Source organism: Paraburkholderia caffeinitolerans (assembly GCF_902859945.1).
GTDB classification, from domain to species: Bacteria; Pseudomonadota; Gammaproteobacteria; order Burkholderiales; family Burkholderiaceae; genus Paraburkholderia; species Paraburkholderia caffeinitolerans.
Window position 1 is genome coordinate 17,977 of the sequence record NZ_CADIKL010000032.1, and the last position, 16,342, is coordinate 34,318.

At 63.5% G+C, this 16,342-nt stretch carries 15 protein-coding genes; 11 read left to right on the forward strand and 4 right to left on the reverse strand.

Annotation, left to right across the window (positions count from 1 at the left end; all coding sequences use genetic code 11):
• Positions 1-180 precede the first annotated feature (180 nt).
• Entirely contained in the window at positions 181-1,083 is a 903-nt protein-coding gene (locus tag HV773_RS25755) for an NAD(P)-dependent oxidoreductase (protein WP_129563325.1), read from the forward strand.
• Positions 1,084-1,320: 237 nt separating this feature from the next.
• Entirely contained in the window at positions 1,321-2,913 is a 1,593-nt protein-coding gene (locus HV773_RS25760) for an ABC-F family ATPase (RefSeq protein ID WP_129561949.1), read from the forward strand.
• 97 nt (positions 2,914-3,010) lie between these two features.
• On the opposite strand, the gene HV773_RS25765 is transcribed toward HV773_RS25760, so the two are convergent.
• The gene (locus HV773_RS25765; protein ID WP_129561950.1) at positions 3,011-3,751 is read right to left on the reverse strand and encodes a PA3715 family protein; all 741 of its coding nucleotides are present in this window, start codon (positions 3,749-3,751) and stop codon (positions 3,011-3,013) included.
• Positions 3,752-3,909: 158 nt separating this feature from the next.
• Here HV773_RS25765 and HV773_RS25770 point away from each other — a divergent pair, with 158 nt between their 5' ends.
• From HV773_RS25770 to HV773_RS25780, 3 genes are all read left to right on the forward strand, one after another.
• Entirely contained in the window at positions 3,910-5,343 is a 1,434-nt protein-coding gene (locus tag HV773_RS25770) for an aldehyde dehydrogenase family protein (protein WP_129561951.1), read from the forward strand.
• A 171-nt stretch (positions 5,344-5,514) separates the two neighbouring features.
• On the forward strand, positions 5,515-6,705 hold the full coding sequence (locus HV773_RS25775) for an NAD(P)H-dependent flavin oxidoreductase (protein ID WP_129561952.1): 1,191 nt from the start codon (positions 5,515-5,517) through the stop codon (positions 6,703-6,705).
• Between the two features lie 84 nt (positions 6,706-6,789).
• Entirely contained in the window at positions 6,790-7,434 is a 645-nt protein-coding gene (locus HV773_RS25780; RefSeq protein ID WP_129561953.1) for an OmpW/AlkL family protein, read from the forward strand.
• Positions 7,435-7,509: 75 nt separating this feature from the next.
• Here the strand turns inward: HV773_RS25780 and HV773_RS25785 are convergent, their stop codons facing one another.
• On the reverse strand, positions 7,510-7,713 hold the full coding sequence (locus tag HV773_RS25785) for a DUF1289 domain-containing protein (protein ID WP_129561954.1): 204 nt from the start codon (positions 7,711-7,713) through the stop codon (positions 7,510-7,512).
• Between the two features lie 481 nt (positions 7,714-8,194).
• Between HV773_RS25785 and HV773_RS25790 the strand changes: the two genes are divergently transcribed.
• The 6 genes from HV773_RS25790 to HV773_RS25810 all read left to right on the forward strand — a co-directional run bounded on the left by HV773_RS25790 (position 8,195) and on the right by HV773_RS25810 (position 13,550).
• Entirely contained in the window at positions 8,195-9,295 is a 1,101-nt protein-coding gene (locus HV773_RS25790) for a polyamine ABC transporter substrate-binding protein (RefSeq protein ID WP_129561955.1), read from the forward strand.
• 146 nt (positions 9,296-9,441) lie between these two features.
• A complete protein-coding gene (locus HV773_RS25795; RefSeq protein ID WP_129561956.1) occupies positions 9,442-10,602 on the forward strand; it encodes an ABC transporter ATP-binding protein in 1,161 nt (386 codons plus the stop codon).
• A complete protein-coding gene (locus tag HV773_RS25800) occupies positions 10,599-11,534 on the forward strand; it encodes an ABC transporter permease subunit (protein ID WP_129561957.1) in 936 nt (311 codons plus the stop codon). The genes HV773_RS25795 and HV773_RS25800 overlap by 4 nt, the downstream gene beginning before the upstream one ends.
• Entirely contained in the window at positions 11,531-12,349 is an 819-nt protein-coding gene (locus HV773_RS25805; protein WP_129561958.1) for an ABC transporter permease subunit, read from the forward strand. The genes HV773_RS25800 and HV773_RS25805 overlap by 4 nt, the downstream gene beginning before the upstream one ends.
• 207 nt (positions 12,350-12,556) lie before the next feature.
• Complete coding sequence (locus tag HV773_RS37295) at positions 12,557-12,685, forward strand: hypothetical protein (protein ID WP_257791192.1); 129 nt, start codon at positions 12,557-12,559, stop codon at positions 12,683-12,685.
• 46 nt (positions 12,686-12,731) lie between these two features.
• Positions 12,732-13,550, forward strand: a complete 819-nt coding sequence (locus HV773_RS25810; protein WP_129561959.1) for a class I SAM-dependent methyltransferase — start codon at positions 12,732-12,734, stop codon at positions 13,548-13,550.
• Here HV773_RS25810 and HV773_RS25815 read toward each other — a convergent pair.
• Together HV773_RS25815 and HV773_RS25820 are read right to left on the reverse strand one after the other, a co-directional pair.
• Entirely contained in the window at positions 13,532-15,034 is a 1,503-nt protein-coding gene (locus HV773_RS25815; protein ID WP_129561960.1) for a flavin-containing monooxygenase, read from the reverse strand. The genes HV773_RS25810 and HV773_RS25815 overlap by 19 nt on opposite strands.
• 105 nt (positions 15,035-15,139) lie before the next feature.
• Positions 15,140-16,318, reverse strand: a complete 1,179-nt coding sequence (locus tag HV773_RS25820; protein ID WP_129561961.1) for a tetratricopeptide repeat protein — start codon at positions 16,316-16,318, stop codon at positions 15,140-15,142.
• Between the last annotated feature and the right edge of the window lie 24 nt (positions 16,319-16,342).

Genomic DNA, 16,342 nt, shown 5'->3' on the forward strand with positions numbered 1-16,342 from the left:
ACGCGTCAATCGAGTATAGGCAACCGCGGGCAACGACGGCCGGTATCATTGCGCCTTGCCAATGCGCCGCATCGGCCATGCCGGCCAGGGCCGGAAGGCCGGACAAAGACCGCACGCGGCGCGGAACTTGAAATGTGCCTGACTCGAACGCAGCGAGGCACGATGCAGGAGACGGAGAAGATGCAGAAGCAGGAGCTGGGATTTTGCGGGCCGGGGTTGATGGGCGCGCCGATGATTCGCCACTTGTTGGGCGCGGGTAACACGGTGCACGTGTGGAATCGCTCGCCGGCGAAGGCCGAGGCGCTGGTTGCCGATGGCGCGCAGGTCGCGGCCACGCCGGCGGAAATGGCGCAGCACGCGGACGTGGTGTTGCTGTGCGTCGCGGACGGCGCCGCAGTCGAGCAAGTGGTGTTCGGCGAGCATGGCCTGCTGGCCGCTGCCGAGGGCAAGGACGGGCAAGCCGTGCGCGTGCGCCGGATCGTCGATCATTCGAGCATCCCGCCCGAATTGACGCGCGAGCTGGCCGCGCGCGCGTCAGCGCTGGGCGTGGGCTGGGTAGACGCGCCCGTGTCGGGCGGCGTGGCGGGTGCGCAGGCGGGTTCGCTCGCGGTCATGGCGGGCGGGACGGCAGAAGACGTCGCGGAGGTCGCGCCGATACTGGCCGCCTATGCGGCGCGTGTCACGCACATGGGCGGCCCCGGCGCCGGCCAGACCACGAAGCTGTGCAACCAGGCGATCGTCACGGCGACGGTTGCGGCGATTGCCGAGGCGGTCGGGCTCGCCCGCCGCAGCGGCATCGACGCCGCCAAGCTGCCCGAGGCGCTCGCGGGCGGCTGGGCCGACTCCACGCTGTTGCGCACGTTCGTGCCGCGCATGACGCAGGACGGCCTAGTGCCGATCGGTGCGTTGAGAACGTTCCAGAAGGACGTGGACACGGTCGCGGATGCCGCGCGCCAGACCGGCACGCCCATGCCTGTCGCGGGCGCCGTGCAGCAAATCCTGCGTCTCGGCGCGGCCATGGGGCTGGCCGAGGCCGACTTGTCGGGCTTCGTCGACGTTCTGCAGACGCCGCGCCACGCCTGAGGGCGCGAGCCGGGAAGGGCGGCATCTAACGGCCGCCTCTTGCCCAACGGGCTTCCATCAGGCCCCATCCTGGGTGGCCTCCGTGGTGGTCCATGTGCCGCCTGCACGAATCTGCCACGAATTTCCGGTAGTTTTCATGAGCGCGCCCGCGAGGCCGGAGCGCTGGCAGCCGCGCGCGAACTGGCATAACCTGCTAAAATTACAGGTTTTTCGTCGATCTACTTTCCGGGACGCGCTGTGCTCTCTACCGCCAACATCACCATGCAATTCGGGCCGAAGCCCTTGTTCGAGAACATCTCGGTCAAATTCGGCGAGGGCAACCGCTATGGCCTGATCGGCGCGAACGGTTGCGGCAAGTCCACGTTCATGAAGATCCTGGGCGGCGATCTCGAGCAGAGCGCCGGCAACGTGATCCTCGAGCCGAACGTGCGTCTGGGCAAGCTGCGCCAGGACCAGTTCGCGTATGAAGACGTGCGCGTGCTCGACGTCGTCATGATGGGCCACACGGAAATGTGGGCCGCGATGACCGAGCGCGACGCGATCTACGCGAACCCCGAAGCCACAGACGACGACTACATGCACGCCGCTGAACTCGAAGCGAAGTTCGCCGAGTACGACGGCTACACGGCCGAAGCGCGTGCGGGCGAACTGCTGCTGGGCATCGGCATCGACACGGAATTCCACAACGGTCCGATGAGCGGCGTGGCGCCGGGCTGGAAGTTGCGCGTGCTGCTCGCGCAGGCGCTGTTCTCGAAGCCGGACGTGCTCCTGCTCGACGAACCGACCAACAACCTCGACATCAACTCGATCCGTTGGCTGGAAGATGTTCTCAACGAGTACAACTCGACGATGATCATCATTTCCCACGATCGACACTTCCTGAACCAGGTCTGCACGCACATGGCGGACATGGACTACGGCACGTTGAAGGTCTGGCCGGGCAACTACGACGACTACATGCTGGCGTCGACGCAGGCGCGTGAGCGTCAGCAGGCCGCGAACCAGAAGGCCAAGGAGCGCGTGGCCGACCTGCAGGACTTCGTGCGCCGCTTCTCGGCGAACAAGTCGAAGGCGCGTCAGGCAACCAGCCGTCTGAAGATGATCGACAAGATCAAGATCGAGGACTTCAAGCCTTCGTCGCGTCAGAACCCGTTCATCCGCTTCGAGTTCGAGAAGAAGCTGCACAACATCGTCGTGGTTGCCGAAGAGATCACGAAGACGTACGAGCGCCGCATCTTCAACAAACTCAGCATCAGCGTGCAGCCGGGCGAGCGTATCGCGATCATCGGCGAAAACGGCGCGGGCAAGACCACGCTGTTGCGCTCGCTGCTCGGCAACCTGGCTGTCGACAACGGCTCGGTGAAGTGGGCCGAAAACGCGAACATCGGCTACATGCCGCAGGACACGTACGAAGAGTTTCCGGCTGACGTCACGCTGATGGACTGGATCGACCAGTACCGCCAGGAAGGCGACGACGAGCAATCGGTGCGCGGCACGCTGGGCCGCCTGCTCTTTAACGCCGACGACATCCGCAAGTCGGTCAAGGTGCTGTCGGGCGGCGAGAAGGGCCGCATGATCTGGGGCAAGCTGATGCTCGGCCGCCACAACGTGCTGCTCATGGACGAGCCCACCAACCACATGGACATGGAATCGATCGAGTCGCTGCAGATCGCGCTCGAGAAGTTCGAAGGCACGCTCATTTTCGTGTCGCACGACCGCGAGTTCGTGAATGGTCTCGCCAACCGCATCATCGAAGTGAAGACCGATGGCAAGATCAACGACTACAGCGGCAACTACGAGGACTTCCTCGCGAGCCAGGGGCTGCATTGAGGTTTGGCTCGTAGTCTGAGCCACGGATGAAAAATGAAAACGGGCGGCGCGAATGCGTCGCCCGTTTTGCTTTTTTGCGCGCTACGTGTCTCGTTTGTCAGTCGGTGTACTGCATACTTTTGGGCACGCCATATTTGCCGTTCTTGTATTCGAGCGTGAAGTTCGTGCGTTTCTCCGTCTTCGTGTCGTCCTTGCAGTCGCCATGGTGGACCGAGTTGACGGTAACCGACGACAACTCGGTGACTTTCAGCGCCGCATAGCCTTCCTTGCCCGCTGGCCCGAGGCCGAGTATGCGGGTCGTATTGTTGAAGGTGCCGGCGCAATTGCCGTCCCACTCACCACCAGAATCCGACACGATCAGGCCATCGACGACCGTGCGCAGACTCTGGCCATCGATCACATAGAGGTTCAATGCCGCCTGGCCGAACGGATTGATGCGCGAAGAGCCTTCGTGTGTTACGCGCACGCCGAACGCACGGTTTTGTGGTGTGAGTTGGTAGCGTGCTGTATCGAGCGTCAGGCCGGAGAATCTAACGGCGTCGTAGGAAAAGGCCGACTTCTGAAATTGATGCGCGATGATGGTGCCCGATGCCGTGTCTGCGACCAGCACTTCGAGATCGTCGGTGCCCTCATCGTCATTGTTGTTCTTCTGTGGCAACGGCAGCGCCGCGATGGTCAACGCTTCATTGGCTGGCCAGATCTTGCAGGCCGCGTGTTCGGCGTCGAGCGTGCGGCCGGGGTGCAACTGTTGTGTCCACTTCTGGAGGTTGTCCTCGCAACCCGCGTGAGCGAGTAGCGGCGAAAGGCTTGCAGCGACACCGAGGAGAATGTGTTTCATATAGCGCATGGGCGAGTGGCGGAACGCGAAAGTATAAGGACGCGAATGTCGGCATGTGCCGCGCTTGCGCAATACATTACGTAATCGTCAACCACGCTAGAATGCGAAGTTGCTACGGCGCAGATTGCGCTGCAAATGCAAGCGAACACGGAGACACCATGCACAACTACGACCAGCTCTACATCAACGGCCAGTGGGTCGCGCCGCACGGCAAGGGCACGATCGACGTAATCGATTCGGGCACCGAGGCCGTCATGGGCCGCATCCCCGAGGGCAACGAAGCCGATGCCGAAGCGGGCATTGCCGCCGCGCGCGCCGCCTTCGACAAATGGGCCGCGACGAGCTCGCAGGAGCGGGGCGCTTACCTCCAGAAAATCGCAGAGAACCTCAAGGCCCGCACCGACGAACTCGCCCAACTGATCGCGGGCGAAGTGGGCATGCCGTTGAAACTCGCGCGCGCGATCCAGGTGGGCGGCCCCGTCTATAACTGGGGCGCTTATGCGAAGCTCGCGAACGAGTTTCAGTACGAGGAGCGCGTGGGCAACTCGCTCATTGTGCGCGAGCCGGTGGGCGTGGTGGCGGCCATCACGCCGTGGAACTATCCGCTCAACCAGATCACGCTCAAGGTGGCCGCCGCGCTCGCGGCAGGCTGCACCGTCGTGCTCAAGCCGTCCGAAGTCGCGCCGCTTAACGCGTTCGTGCTCGCCGAGGCGATTCACGAGGCCGGTCTGCCCGCGGGCGTCTTTAATCTCGTGACCGGCTACGGGCCGGTAGTCGGCGAACTGCTCGCGCGTCATCCCCAAGTCGACATGGTTTCGTTCACGGGTTCGACGCGCGCGGGCAAGCGCGTCTCGGAAGTCGCCTCGGCCACCGTCAAGCGCGTCGCGTTGGAGCTCGGCGGCAAGTCGGCCTCGGTCGTGCTGGACGATGCCGATTTCGCGGCAGCCGTGAAGGGCACCGTGGGCGCATGCTTCCTGAACTCGGGCCAGACCTGTTCGGCGCACACGCGCATGATCGTGCCCGAGGCGCGTTACGAAGAAGCGCGTGCACTCGCGAAGGAGGCCGTCGAAGCCTACACGGTAGGCGACCCGCGCGACGAGAAGGCGAAGCTCGGGCCGCTTGCCTCGAAGGTTCAGCAAGAACGCGTGCAGCAGTACATCGAGCGTGGCATCGCGGACGGCGCCGAACTCGTGACAGGCGGCGCGGGCATGCCCGAAGGCGTGGCGAAAGGCTTCTTCGTGAAACCGACCGTGTTTGGCCGCGTGCCGCGCGACGCCGCGATTGCACAGGAGGAGATCTTCGGCCCGGTGCTCACGATTCTCACGGCGAAAGACGAGGACGACGCCGTCGCCATCGCCAACGACTCGCTCTATGGCCTGGGCGGCGCGGTGTGGGCCGGCAGCGACGAGCGCGCGGCACGCGTGGCGCGACGTATCCGCACGGGGCAGATCGACATCAATGGCGGCACCTGGAACATGGCCGCGCCGTTCGGGGGTTTCAAGCAGTCCGGCCATGGGCGCGAGAACGGCGTATATGGTCTCGAGGAGTATCTCGAGTACAAGTCGATGCAGTTCAAGGTGCCCAAACCGTGATCTGACGGTGTTTTCGCGCCTTGCAAATGTTTTGGTGCGACGTTTTGATTTAAGTCAAAAACGCGGAGATCCATGGGGATCTCCGCGTTTTTCATTGATATGAATCAATATCGTCTGTGGGCAGCGCGCGACTATTGATGTTTTGCCACCGACAACGCAAAGCGGTCCACCATGTTTCCTAACTATTCTTTCGCGCCGCTCCACATTCGCGGCCGCCAGTTGCTGCCCATCGTGCAAGGCGGCATGGGCGTGGGCGTCTCGGCGCACCGGCTCGCGGGCAGCGTCGCGCGCGAAGGCGCGCTTGGCACCATTGCGAGCATCGACCTGCGCCATCACCATCCCGACCTCGTAGAACTGTGCCGCGCCGACCCTCGGCACGAAACGCTCGAGGGCGCCAATCTCGTCGCGCTCGGTCGCGAAATCGCGGCTGCGCGCGAGCTGGCGCAGGGCAACGGCATGATCGCCGTGAACGTGATGAAAGCGGTCAATGCCCACGCCGACTACGTGCGCGCGGCCTGCGAGCATGGCGCTGATGCAATCGTCATGGGTGCGGGCCTGCCGCTCGATCTGCCGGATCTCACGCAGGGCGTGGACATCGCGCTCATCCCGATCCTTTCCGATGCGCGCGGCGTCTCGCTCGTGCTCAAGAAGTGGATGAAGAAAGGGCGTCTGCCCGACGCCATCGTGCTCGAGCACCCCGCACACGCGGGCGGCCACCTCGGCGTGACCGACATCGCCGACATGGACAACGAGCGTTTCGGCTTTGAGCGAATTTTCGAGGAGCTCGACGGCGTTTATGCGTCGCTCGGCATCACGCGTCGCGAGGTGCCGCTCATCGTGGCGGGCGGCGTCAACAGCCACGAGGCCGTGCGCAAGTGGCTCGAAGCGGGCGCCAATGGCGTGCAGGTGGGCACGCCGTTCGCCGTGACGGAAGAGGGCGACGCGCACCCGAATTTCAAGCGCGTGCTCGCCGACGCCAAGCCCGAGGACATCGTCGAGTTTGTGAGCGTGACCGGTCTGCCCGCGCGCGCGGTGAAAACGCCGTGGCTCGATCGTTACCTGCGCAACGAGTCGCGCATCCGCATCAAGATCGGCTCGAAGAAGAACGCTTGCCCGACGGGGCTCGAATGCCTGTCGGTCTGCGGCCTGCGCGACGGCATCGAAAAATTCGGCCACTTCTGCATCGACACCCGCCTTTCGGCGGCACTGCGCGGCGATGTCGCGAATGGCCTGTTCTTCCGTGGCCGCGAAGCGTTGCCGTTTGGCAACGCCATTCGCAGCGTCAGGGACCTGCTGGAGCTGCTTTTGACCGGTGTGACGCGGCCTCAGGTCGCACAACAGCCGGCATTGGCCATGTCCTGACAGCCGTCAAATTCGTGATGGGAACTCCCGCAGAGAATCTCTGCGGACCTGCGAATCTACGCGGGGATAAAAGGGGTAATCATCATGAAGAGGCAATTGAAATCCGTTGCGGCCGCTGCCGCATTGGCGCTGGGCGCCGCGTTTGCCGTATCGGCCGCCCACGCCGCCGATAAGCCCGCCACCGGCATCTACGCGGGAGACTGGCTCGTGCGGTTGCGCGCGATCGCCATCACGCCGCAGGTGAGTTCGAGCGGCGCGCTCAATACGCTCCAAGCCGACGTCAACAACGCGATCGTTCCCGAGCTCGACTTCACCTATATGGTGACGAACAACATAGGCGCCGAGCTCATTCTCGGCACGTCGCGCAACCAGGTCACGTCGAGCCTCGGCGCGCTGGGCGGAGTCGGCGTGCTGCCGCCCACGCTGCTGTTGCAGTATCACTTCAACAACGCAGGAGTGTTCCGGCCATACGTGGGCGCCGGCATCAACTACACGCTGTTCTACAACAACGGGCTGCACGCAGGCGGTCAGCCCGTGTCGATCGACAACCATAGCTTTGGCCCGGCGCTGCAGTTCGGCGTCGACTACGAGGTCGCGAAAAACGTTTTCGTGAACGCGGACGTCAAGAAGATCTGGATGCGTACGGGCGCGTCGCTCAATGGCTCGTCGCTCGGCACGCTCTATATCGATCCGATCGTGGTGGGCGTGGGTGTCGGCATGAAGTTCTGAGTGCCGCCGCTCGATATCGACACGAAAGCAACGCCGGTTCATCCGGCGTTTTTTTTGCGCCGTGGGCCGCTGGAGTCAGGCTCGGCTTTTCTGGAAGCGCATGGCGGTGCCTTCGCGCTCGATACGCGTCCAGACGGCGCGCTTTTCCTCGTCGGTCAGGAACACCCAGTTCGAAACTTCCGTCGCGGTGCGGCCGCAGCCTTTGCAGATTTCGTCGAACAGCGTCGAGCACACGCCGATACAGGGGCTGTCGGGAAGGTCGTGGAGATTGGAGGCCATCGATATGTCTTGGGGCAGGATGGCCGGCGCGCGGACATGCGCACCGGCTTTGCGGAAAACTCCGCTATGTTAATCGATTCGCGGGCGCCGCCTGCTTAGCCGCATTTCGCGGAGGGACGATGGCCTGGTGGCGGGAGGCGTCGCGCGAATGTTGCGCGGGCCGTTTTTTTGGTGGACAGGGGCCGATAAACGGCTAAAATTGCGCGCGATTTACTGTCAGCGGCGCCCATTCAGGGCGCGCGCGGGTTTGCGGCCAGCCTGGCTGCACGGCAGGTCCTGTTCCGTTTGTGCGACAGGCCGGCGCGCTTTCTTTGTCGCCCGGCAGGTTTGATGGTAGTTTCGACGAATTCAGGCGGGGCCGCCCAGGCGGGCCGCCGCTGGGCTGAACACCGGCAGGGACAAGCAGCACGCAAGCTAACAGGCAGGTTAACAATCAGGCTATCAGGTAGGCCATTAATCAGGCTAACAAGCGGAGAACGGGATGAAGAAACGGGTTTTGGCGAAACTGGCTGTACTCGCGCTGTGCGCGGCGCCGTGGGTGACGTCGGTGGCGAAGGATACGCAACTGAACGTGTACAACTGGTCCGATTACATCGCTAAAGACACGATTCCGAACTTCACGAAGCAGACCGGCGTTCAGGTCAAGTACGACAACTACGACAGCGACGATACCCTCCAGGCCAAGCTGCTCGCGGGCAATTCGGGCTACGACATCGTGGTGCCGACCAGCAACTATGCGGGCAAGCAGATCGCCGCTGGCATTTTCTCGCCGCTCGACAAGTCGAAGATCCCCAATCTCAAGTATCTCGATCCGCAGCTGATGGAACTGGTGGCCGGCGCGGATCCGGGCAACAAATACGCGGTGCCCTGGGCATACGGGACGACGGGTCTGGCCTATAACGTCACGAAGGCGCAGCAGCTCCTCGGCAAGAATGTGCCGCTCGACAACTGGGACGTCCTCTTCAAGCCCGAGAACATCTCGAAGCTGAAGGCTTGCGGCGTGTCCGTGCTCGATGCGCCGGATCAGATGTTCGCGGCCGCGCTGCACTATATCGGCAAGGACCCGCTGTCGACGAATCCGGACGACTATCGCGCCGCGCTGGCGATGATGAAGAAGATCCGCCCGTACATCACGCAGTTCAGCTCGTCGGGCTATATCAATGACCTCGTGGGCGGCGACGTCTGCTTTGCTTACGGTTATTCGGGCGACGTCGTGATCGCCAAGCATCGCGCGCTCGACGCCAAGAAGCCGTACAAGGTCGAGTACTACATTCCGAAGGGCGGTGCGCCGATCTGGTTCGACGTGATGACCATCCCGAAGGATGCGCAGCACAAGGAAGCCGCACTCGAGTGGATCAACTACATCGAGACGCCGCAGGTTCACGCGGCCATCACGAATGCGGTTTACTACCCGAGCGCGAACGCCGAGGCACGCAAGTACGTGAACAAGGACATCGCCAACGACCGGGCCGTGTATCCGTCGCCGGAAGTCCTGAAGACGCTGTTCCTGCTCAAGCCGCTGCCGCCCGAGATCCAGCGTCTGCAGACGCGTCTGTGGACCGAGTTCAAGTCGGGCCGCTGATGCGCTGGCGTGCCGCTTGCCGACTGCGTTGGTGGTGCGCGTAGTGTCTCCTAATCGTTTTACCCGAGCCCTCGGCATGCTGCCGGGGGCTTTGTTCATCAACCCGGTCCAGCATCAACGCAGAACCAGGCAGGGCAGAGAGAATCATGAGTGACCAGTCGAGCATGCCGGCAGCCCCCGGCGTGCTGCCTTCGGGCAACGCCACGGCGGATAGCGCCGCGGACAACTTCGTGCAGGTCGTCGACGTCGTCAAGAAGTTCGGCGAAACGGCGGCCGTCAAGGGTGTCAACCTGTCGGTGAAGAAGGGCGAGCTGTTCGCGCTGCTCGGCAGCTCGGGCTGCGGCAAGTCCACCTTGCTGCGCATGCTTGCCGGCCTTGAGACGGTGACCTCGGGCAAGATCCTGATCGACGGTGAGGATCTCGCGATGCTGCCGCCGTACCGTCGCCCGGTCAACATGATGTTCCAGTCGTATGCGCTCTTTCCGCATATGACCGTGGAGTCGAATGTCGGCTTCGGGCTGCGCCAGGAAGGCGTGAAGAAGGCTGAACTCAAAGACCGCGTGGCCGCTGCGCTCGAACTCGTGCAGATGTCGCGCTTCGCCAAGCGCAAGCCCCATCAGCTTTCGGGCGGCCAGCAGCAGCGCGTGGCGCTCGCGCGTTCGCTCGTCAAGCGCCCCAAGCTGCTGCTGCTCGACGAGCCGATGTCGGCGCTCGACAAGCAGATTCGCCAGCGCACGCAGATCGAGCTCGTCAATATTCTCGAAAATGTGGGCGTCACCTGCATCATGGTCACGCACGACCAGGAAGAGGCGATGACGATGGCCGACCGTCTCGCGGTCATGAGCGAAGGCCAGATCGTGCAACTCGGCGCGCCCAATCAAGTCTACGAGTTTCCTAACAGCCGTTTCTCGGCGGAATTCATCGGCTCCACCAATCTGTTCGAGGGCAACGTGGTCGAGGACGAGCCCGATCACGTATTCGTCGAGTCGCCGGACCTGTCCGTGCGTCTTTATGTGAGCCACGGCATCACCGGCCCGCTCGGCATGCCCGTTACGATCTCGGTGCGGCCCGAGCGCATTGCGCTCACACGCAAGCCGCCCGAGGGCACATTCAACTGGGGCAAGGGCGTCGTCAAGAATGTCGCGTACATGGGCGGCTACTCGCTTTATCACGTCCAGCTCGAATCGGGTAAGACCGTGATCGCGAACATGTCGAGCCTCGCGCTCTCCGAGATCGACTCGCCTACTTGGGAAGACGAGGTCTATGTGCGCTGGAGCGCATCGGCCGGGGTGGTGCTGACGTCATGAGCGCGCTGAGCTTCAAGAATCTGCTGCACTGGCCGGCGAAGCGTTTCAACCTGACCGGCCGCACGGCTGTCGTGGCGGGTCCGTTCTTCTGGCTCCTGCTGTTCTTCCTCGTGCCGTTCGTGCTGGTGGTGAAAATCAGCTTCGCCGACCAGCAACTTGGCATTCCGCCCTACACGGAGCTCACGTCGTACGCGGACGGTGTCTGGCACATCGCGCTCGACTTCTCGCACTACGCGTTCCTGCTTCAGGACAGCCTGTATTTCGCGACCTACGTGAATTCGGTCGTGGTGGCGGCCATTTCGACGCTGCTGTGTCTCTTGATCGGCTATCCGATGGCGTACTACATTGCGCGCTCGAATCCGGCCAGCCGCAACATCCTCATGATGGCGGTGATGCTGCCGTTCTGGACGTCGTTCCTGATTCGCGTGTATGCGTGGATCGGCATTCTGAAGAACAACGGACTGCTGAATAATTTTCTGATGTCGCTCGGCATCATTCATTCGCCCATCGAGCTTTATCACACGAACACGGCGGTCTATATCGGCATGGTGTATTCGTATCTGCCGTTTCTCGTGATGCCGCTCTATGCGCACCTCGTGAAGATGGATCTCACGCTGCTCGAAGCCGCCTATGACCTCGGCGCAAAGCCGTGGCGCGCGTTCGTGGAAATCACGCTGCCGCTCTCGAAGAACGGCATTATCGCGGGCTGCCTGCTGGTGTTCATTCCGGCGGTGGGCGAGTACGTGATTCCCGAATTGCTCGGCGGCGCGAACACGCTCATGATCGGCCGCGTCATGTGGAACGAGTTCTTCGACAACGCCGACTGGCCGATGGCCTCCGCCGTGACCTGTGCGATGGTCTTGCTGCTGCTCGTGCCGATGGCGCTGTTCCAGCACTTCCAGGCGAAGGAACTGGAGGGCCGCGGCAAATGAAACCGAATCGTGTACTGCAGTTCATCGCGCTCGGCATCGGCTTTGCGTTCCTCTATATTCCGATCCTGAGCCTGATCGTCTACTCGTTCAACGACTCGCAACTCGTGACGGTGTGGACGCATTTCTCGACGCGCTGGTATCAGGCGCTCGCGACCGACGACGAACTCATCACCGCCGCGTGGCTGTCGCTGCGCATCGCGCTGATGACGGCGTTTGCCTCGGTGATCATCGGCACATGGGCGGGCTTCGTGCTCGCGCGCATGGGACGCTTTCGCGGCTTCACGCTCTATACCGGCATGATCAACGCGCCGCTCGTGATTCCCGAAGTGATCCAGGGCATTTCGCTGCTCCTGCTGTTCGTGGAAATGGGCAAGCTGTTCGGCTGGCCGGCGGGGCGCGGCGTGTTCACGATCTGGATCGGCCACGTGATGCTGTGCATTTCCTACGTGGCCATCATCGTGCAGTCGCGCGTGCGCGAGCTCAATCCGTCGCTGGAAGAAGCCGCGCTCGACCTCGGCGCCACGCCGTTCAAGGTGTTCTTCCAGATCACGCTGCCGCTGATCTCGCAGGCGCTCGCGGCAGGCTGGCTGCTGTCGTTTACGTTGTCGATCGACGACCTCGTGCTCTCGGCCTTCCTCTCGGGCCCCGGTTCGACGACGCTGCCGCTCGTGGTGTTCTCGCGTGTGCGCCTCGGCTTGAACCCGGAGATGAATGCGCTCGCGACGCTCTTCATTCTCGTGGTGACGGCGGGCGTGATCGTCGGCAATTACTTTATGCAGCGCGCCGAGCGCAAACGCATGGCGATGGCAGTCTGACGCGCTCGCGAGCGGGCGCTTCCGGCCAAAAAGGCGGCGCGTGGGCTTCGGCTCACGCGCCGTTTTTCGTTTCCGGCGTGTCCGCACACAGGCAGCACGCGGGAGGTTTTAGCGTGCCAGGCGGCTAAGGGGCTATGATCGGGAAATACAGGCGGGCAGCTATTGCCATGCAGCACGGCCTCCAGCGTGGCCCGCAGCGGGAACACGATGATTGAAGCAATATTGAAGGAGGGCGCGATCGTAGCGCTCTGGCAACAACTGATTCAGCTCTGGGAGCTGATCGTCATGGTCTGCCGCTTCCTTTGGGGGTTGCTCAAGCTCTTGAGCGGCGCCTGAGTGCGAGGCAGTGCGGAACGCGACGGACACCACACGAGGGCACACGATGATCGACGATTCCACCCGACGCTTCACCGATCGGGTCGCGGACTACGTGAAGTACCGGCCGACCTATCCACGCGAAGTGGCGACCTTCGCTCACGTCGAATGCGGCATTGCGCCAGGCGCCACGGTAGCCGACATTGGCGCGGGCACCGGCATTTCGGCGAAACTCTTTCTCGATGCGGGCCACCCGGTCGTGGCCGTCGAGCCGAACGCGGCGATGCGCGAGGCCGCGGACCGCTATCTCGCGAATTATGCAGATAACCCCGGTTATCGCAGCGTGGCAGGCACCGCGGAGAACACGACGCTCGACACCGCGAGCGTCGATCTCGTGACGGCGGCGCAAGCGTTCCATTGGTTCGAGAAGACGGATGCACGGCGCGAGTTCGCGCGCATCCTCAAGCCGCGCGGCAAGATCGTGCTGTTCTGGAACAGCCGGCTCGTGAAGGGCTCCGCATTTCTCGAGGGCTACGAAGCGCTATTGCGCGAATTCAGCACCGACTATGCGAGCGTGGCCGAAACCTATCCCGACGACGACGCCATGGCCGACTGGTTCGGCGACGGCTTCGAGCAGAAGACCGTGTTTCCGAACGCGCAACTGCTCGACTACGATGGGCTGCGCGGGCGTCTTGCGTCCTCGTCGTATGCGCCGAAGCCCGGCGATGCGCGTCATGAGCCGATGCTCGCGGCACTGCGCACGCTGTTCGACGCGACACAGCGGGATGGGCGCGTGAATTTCGCCTACGAAACACGCGTGTATGCAGGCAAGCCGATGGCCGCCCCGGTTCGGGCGAGCCAGGACGCTCAGCGCCCGAACTCGTAGTCGCGCTCGCGCACACGGCGCGTGCGGCGCCGGAACGTGAACGTGAAGCCAGGCCACAGCGATGTGACCTTGCCGTTCATGGTCTGGTAATAGCTGCGGCAGCCCGAAGTCCACACCGTGTGCGCGAGTTGCGCCTGCAGCCGCGCGTTGAAGGCGCGCTGCACCTCGGGCCGTACGTCCATCGTGCGCGCACGCCGACGCCGCAGGGCGTCGATGCAATCGGCGATATAGCGGACTTGCGACTCGATCATGTAGATCATCGAGTTGTGCCCGAGGCCCGTGTTCGGCCCGACGATGATGAAGAAGTTCGGAAAGCCGGCAACGGACGTGCCCAAATATGCTTCGGGTCCGTCGCGCCGCCATGCCAAGCCCAGATCCGCGCCGTTCAGGCCGGTCACGCGAAACGGCGCATCCACATCGTTCACCTGGAAGCCGGTGCCGCAGACGATCGCATCGAACGTACGGTATGCGCCATCCGCAGTGACGATTCCATCGGCGACCACTTCGCGAATCGGCTCGGTCACGAGTTCCACGTTCGGTTGCGATATCGCCGGGAAATAGTGACTCGACAACAGCACGCGCTTGCAGCCCAGCACATGGTCGGGCGTGAGCTTGGCGCGTAGCGCCGGGTCCTTGACCTTGTGCGCGAGATAGTTGCGCGCGAACTTCATCGGCGCATTGAGCAGGCGTCGGTCGACGATGAAGCCCAATGCGCGCGATTCGAGCTGCCAGTAAATCGCCGCGCGTGCGAGGCGCCGTGCGAGCGGCACATGGCGATACACCCAGCGCGTGCGCGCGCCGATGGCGCGATCGCGGCGCGGCATGATCCACGGCGCGGTGCGCTGGAACACCGCGAGTTGTGCAACGCGCGGCTGAATCATAGGCACGAACTGGATCGCGCTCGCGCCCGTGCCGATCACGGCGACGCGCTTGCCGTCGAACGCGTAATCGTGATCCCAGCGCGCAGAATGAAAGCGTGCGCCTTTGAAGCGCTCGAGCCCGTCGATGGCGGGCAGGGCGGGGCGCGAAAGCGGGCCGTTCGCGGCGATCAGCAAATCGGCCTCGACGGTGTGCAAGACCCCTTCGCGCTCGATCTCGATCATCCACACGCTGCTCGCGGCGTCGAAGCGCGCGGCGCTCACGCGCGATCGATAGCGGATATTGCGCTCGACGTCGTATTTGTGCGCGCAGTGGCGCAGGTAGTCGAGAATCTCACGCTGTGGCGCATAGGTGCGCGTCCAGTTTGGGTTCGGCTCGAACGAAAATGAATAGAGGTGCGAAGGAACATCGCAGGCGGCGCCAGGATAGGCATTGTCGCGCCACGTGCCGCCGAGACTATCGGCCGCCTCGTAGATCGTAAACGTGTCGATGCCCATGCGCCGCAGCTGGATCGCCATGCCGATGCCGGCAAAGCCGCTGCCGATGATCGCGATGCGCGGCGTGGTTTGCGTGTCTTGCCGCGACGAGGGCGTGTGAGTAGTCATGTCTGAATGTAGAGGAGCGCCGCGCGAAAGAGCGAACGCAAGCGGCGAATGATGCAAAACGGGCTCCGCGAGGGAGCCCGTTATAGCGTGCATCGGCTGGTGCGCTCAGGTATTCCAGTCGCCCGAGTTGTCGCTGCTGCCCAAATCGACGCCGCCGCCCGAGCCATCGTTCCAGTCGTTCGAGCCCTGGCCAAAGTCGACACCGCCGCCGTTGCCGCCATCGCGCGCAATGCGTCGGCCTTCGTCGTCGACGAGCACGTCGCGCTCGATCACACGGTCGCGGCCTTGATTGAGCACCTGGCCCAGCAGCACGCCGGTCAGCAGCCCACCCATGCCGCCCATGCCACCGCCGCCTTGTTGCACGATGACTTGCGGTTGCTGCTGAGGCGGGTACTGCGGAGGATACTGCGGGTTGTGCCCGAACGCGGCATCTGCCTCGCGCGCATAGGCCGAACCATCGCCATAAGGCTGCGCGGCGGCGGCTTGTGCGTTCGGATCGGGCCGGCCTTCGGCGCGCGCCTTGAGGCTCGCGAACTGGCGTTCGAGATCCTCGATCTGATACGGCGCGACCGGGTTCGTGCTGCCCGAGAGCGTTTCAACCACGCTGCGCAATTGCGCCTCGAAGCCTTCGACTTCCTTTTCGAGCGCTTCATGGCCGGGCGCCGTCGACAGCTTCAGGTCGAGCTTGAGCGAGCGCACGGCGTTGAGCAGGTCGGTGGCGCGCTTGAGCTGGTCGCGGCGGTCGTCGCCGGCCTTCGCGTCTTCCGTGGATTTCGCGCGGCGCAGCGTCCAGCGCAGCACGAGCGCCACGCCCACCAGCACGACGGCAATGCCGATCCACATGCCCATGCCGGGACCGTGCTTTTGCGGCGCGGCGGCGGCGAGCGCCGCCGGAGCGGCCGCTTGGGTCTGCTGGGCGAACGGGTTGTTCGCGCGGTTCGTCGTGACGGCGCCAGCGCGCGTCGCGTCCGAGCGGATCTTTGCTTCGACCTGTGCGAAACGCTGCGGCTGCGTGAAGCGGACCTGCGGATCGAGCGACTTCGCCTGCTGGATTTGCGTGAGTGCGTCGGCGTAGCGGCCTTCGCGATTGAGCACCTGCGCATACAGGTAATGCGCGCGGGCATTGTCAGGGTGGGCCTGCAGGACTTCGGTGAGTCCCGAGTCCGCACGTTGCCAGTCGCCTTGCGACATCGCGGATTCGATCTGCTGCGCGCTCGGCACGGCGAACGCCAGGCCGCTCACGAGTGCGAGCGATGCGAGAAGTGCGACGAGAAACTTTTTCATGTTGCAGGCCGGGCGTTTTGCCGC

Bases quoted from the DNA above. Each gene is read 5' to 3' on its own strand.
- HV773_RS25765 (WP_129561950.1), bottom strand. From the start codon at position 3,751: ATGAAACACATTCTCCTCGGTGTCGCTGCAAGCCTTTCGCCGCTACTC.
- HV773_RS25770 (WP_129561951.1), top strand. From the start codon at position 3,910: ATGCACAACTACGACCAGCTCTACATCAACGGCCAGTGGGTCGCGCCG.
- HV773_RS25815 (WP_129561960.1), bottom strand. From the start codon at position 15,034: ATGACTACTCACACGCCCTCGTCGCGGCAAGACACGCAAACCACGCCG.
- HV773_RS25795 (WP_129561956.1), top strand. From the start codon at position 9,442: ATGAGTGACCAGTCGAGCATGCCGGCAGCCCCCGGCGTGCTGCCTTCG.
- HV773_RS25775 (WP_129561952.1), top strand. From the start codon at position 5,515: ATGTTTCCTAACTATTCTTTCGCGCCGCTCCACATTCGCGGCCGCCAG.
- HV773_RS37295 (WP_257791192.1), top strand. From the start codon at position 12,557: ATGATTGAAGCAATATTGAAGGAGGGCGCGATCGTAGCGCTCTGGCAA.
- HV773_RS25755 (WP_129563325.1), top strand. From the start codon at position 181: ATGCAGAAGCAGGAGCTGGGATTTTGCGGGCCGGGGTTGATGGGCGCG.
- HV773_RS25780 (WP_129561953.1), top strand. From the start codon at position 6,790: ATGAAGAGGCAATTGAAATCCGTTGCGGCCGCTGCCGCATTGGCGCTG.
- HV773_RS25800 (WP_129561957.1), top strand. From the start codon at position 10,599: ATGAGCGCGCTGAGCTTCAAGAATCTGCTGCACTGGCCGGCGAAGCGT.
- HV773_RS25820 (WP_129561961.1), bottom strand. From the start codon at position 16,318: ATGAAAAAGTTTCTCGTCGCACTTCTCGCATCGCTCGCACTCGTGAGC.
- HV773_RS25810 (WP_129561959.1), top strand. From the start codon at position 12,732: ATGATCGACGATTCCACCCGACGCTTCACCGATCGGGTCGCGGACTAC.
- HV773_RS25790 (WP_129561955.1), top strand. From the start codon at position 8,195: ATGAAGAAACGGGTTTTGGCGAAACTGGCTGTACTCGCGCTGTGCGCG.
- HV773_RS25805 (WP_129561958.1), top strand. From the start codon at position 11,531: ATGAAACCGAATCGTGTACTGCAGTTCATCGCGCTCGGCATCGGCTTT.
- HV773_RS25785 (WP_129561954.1), bottom strand. From the start codon at position 7,713: ATGGCCTCCAATCTCCACGACCTTCCCGACAGCCCCTGTATCGGCGTG.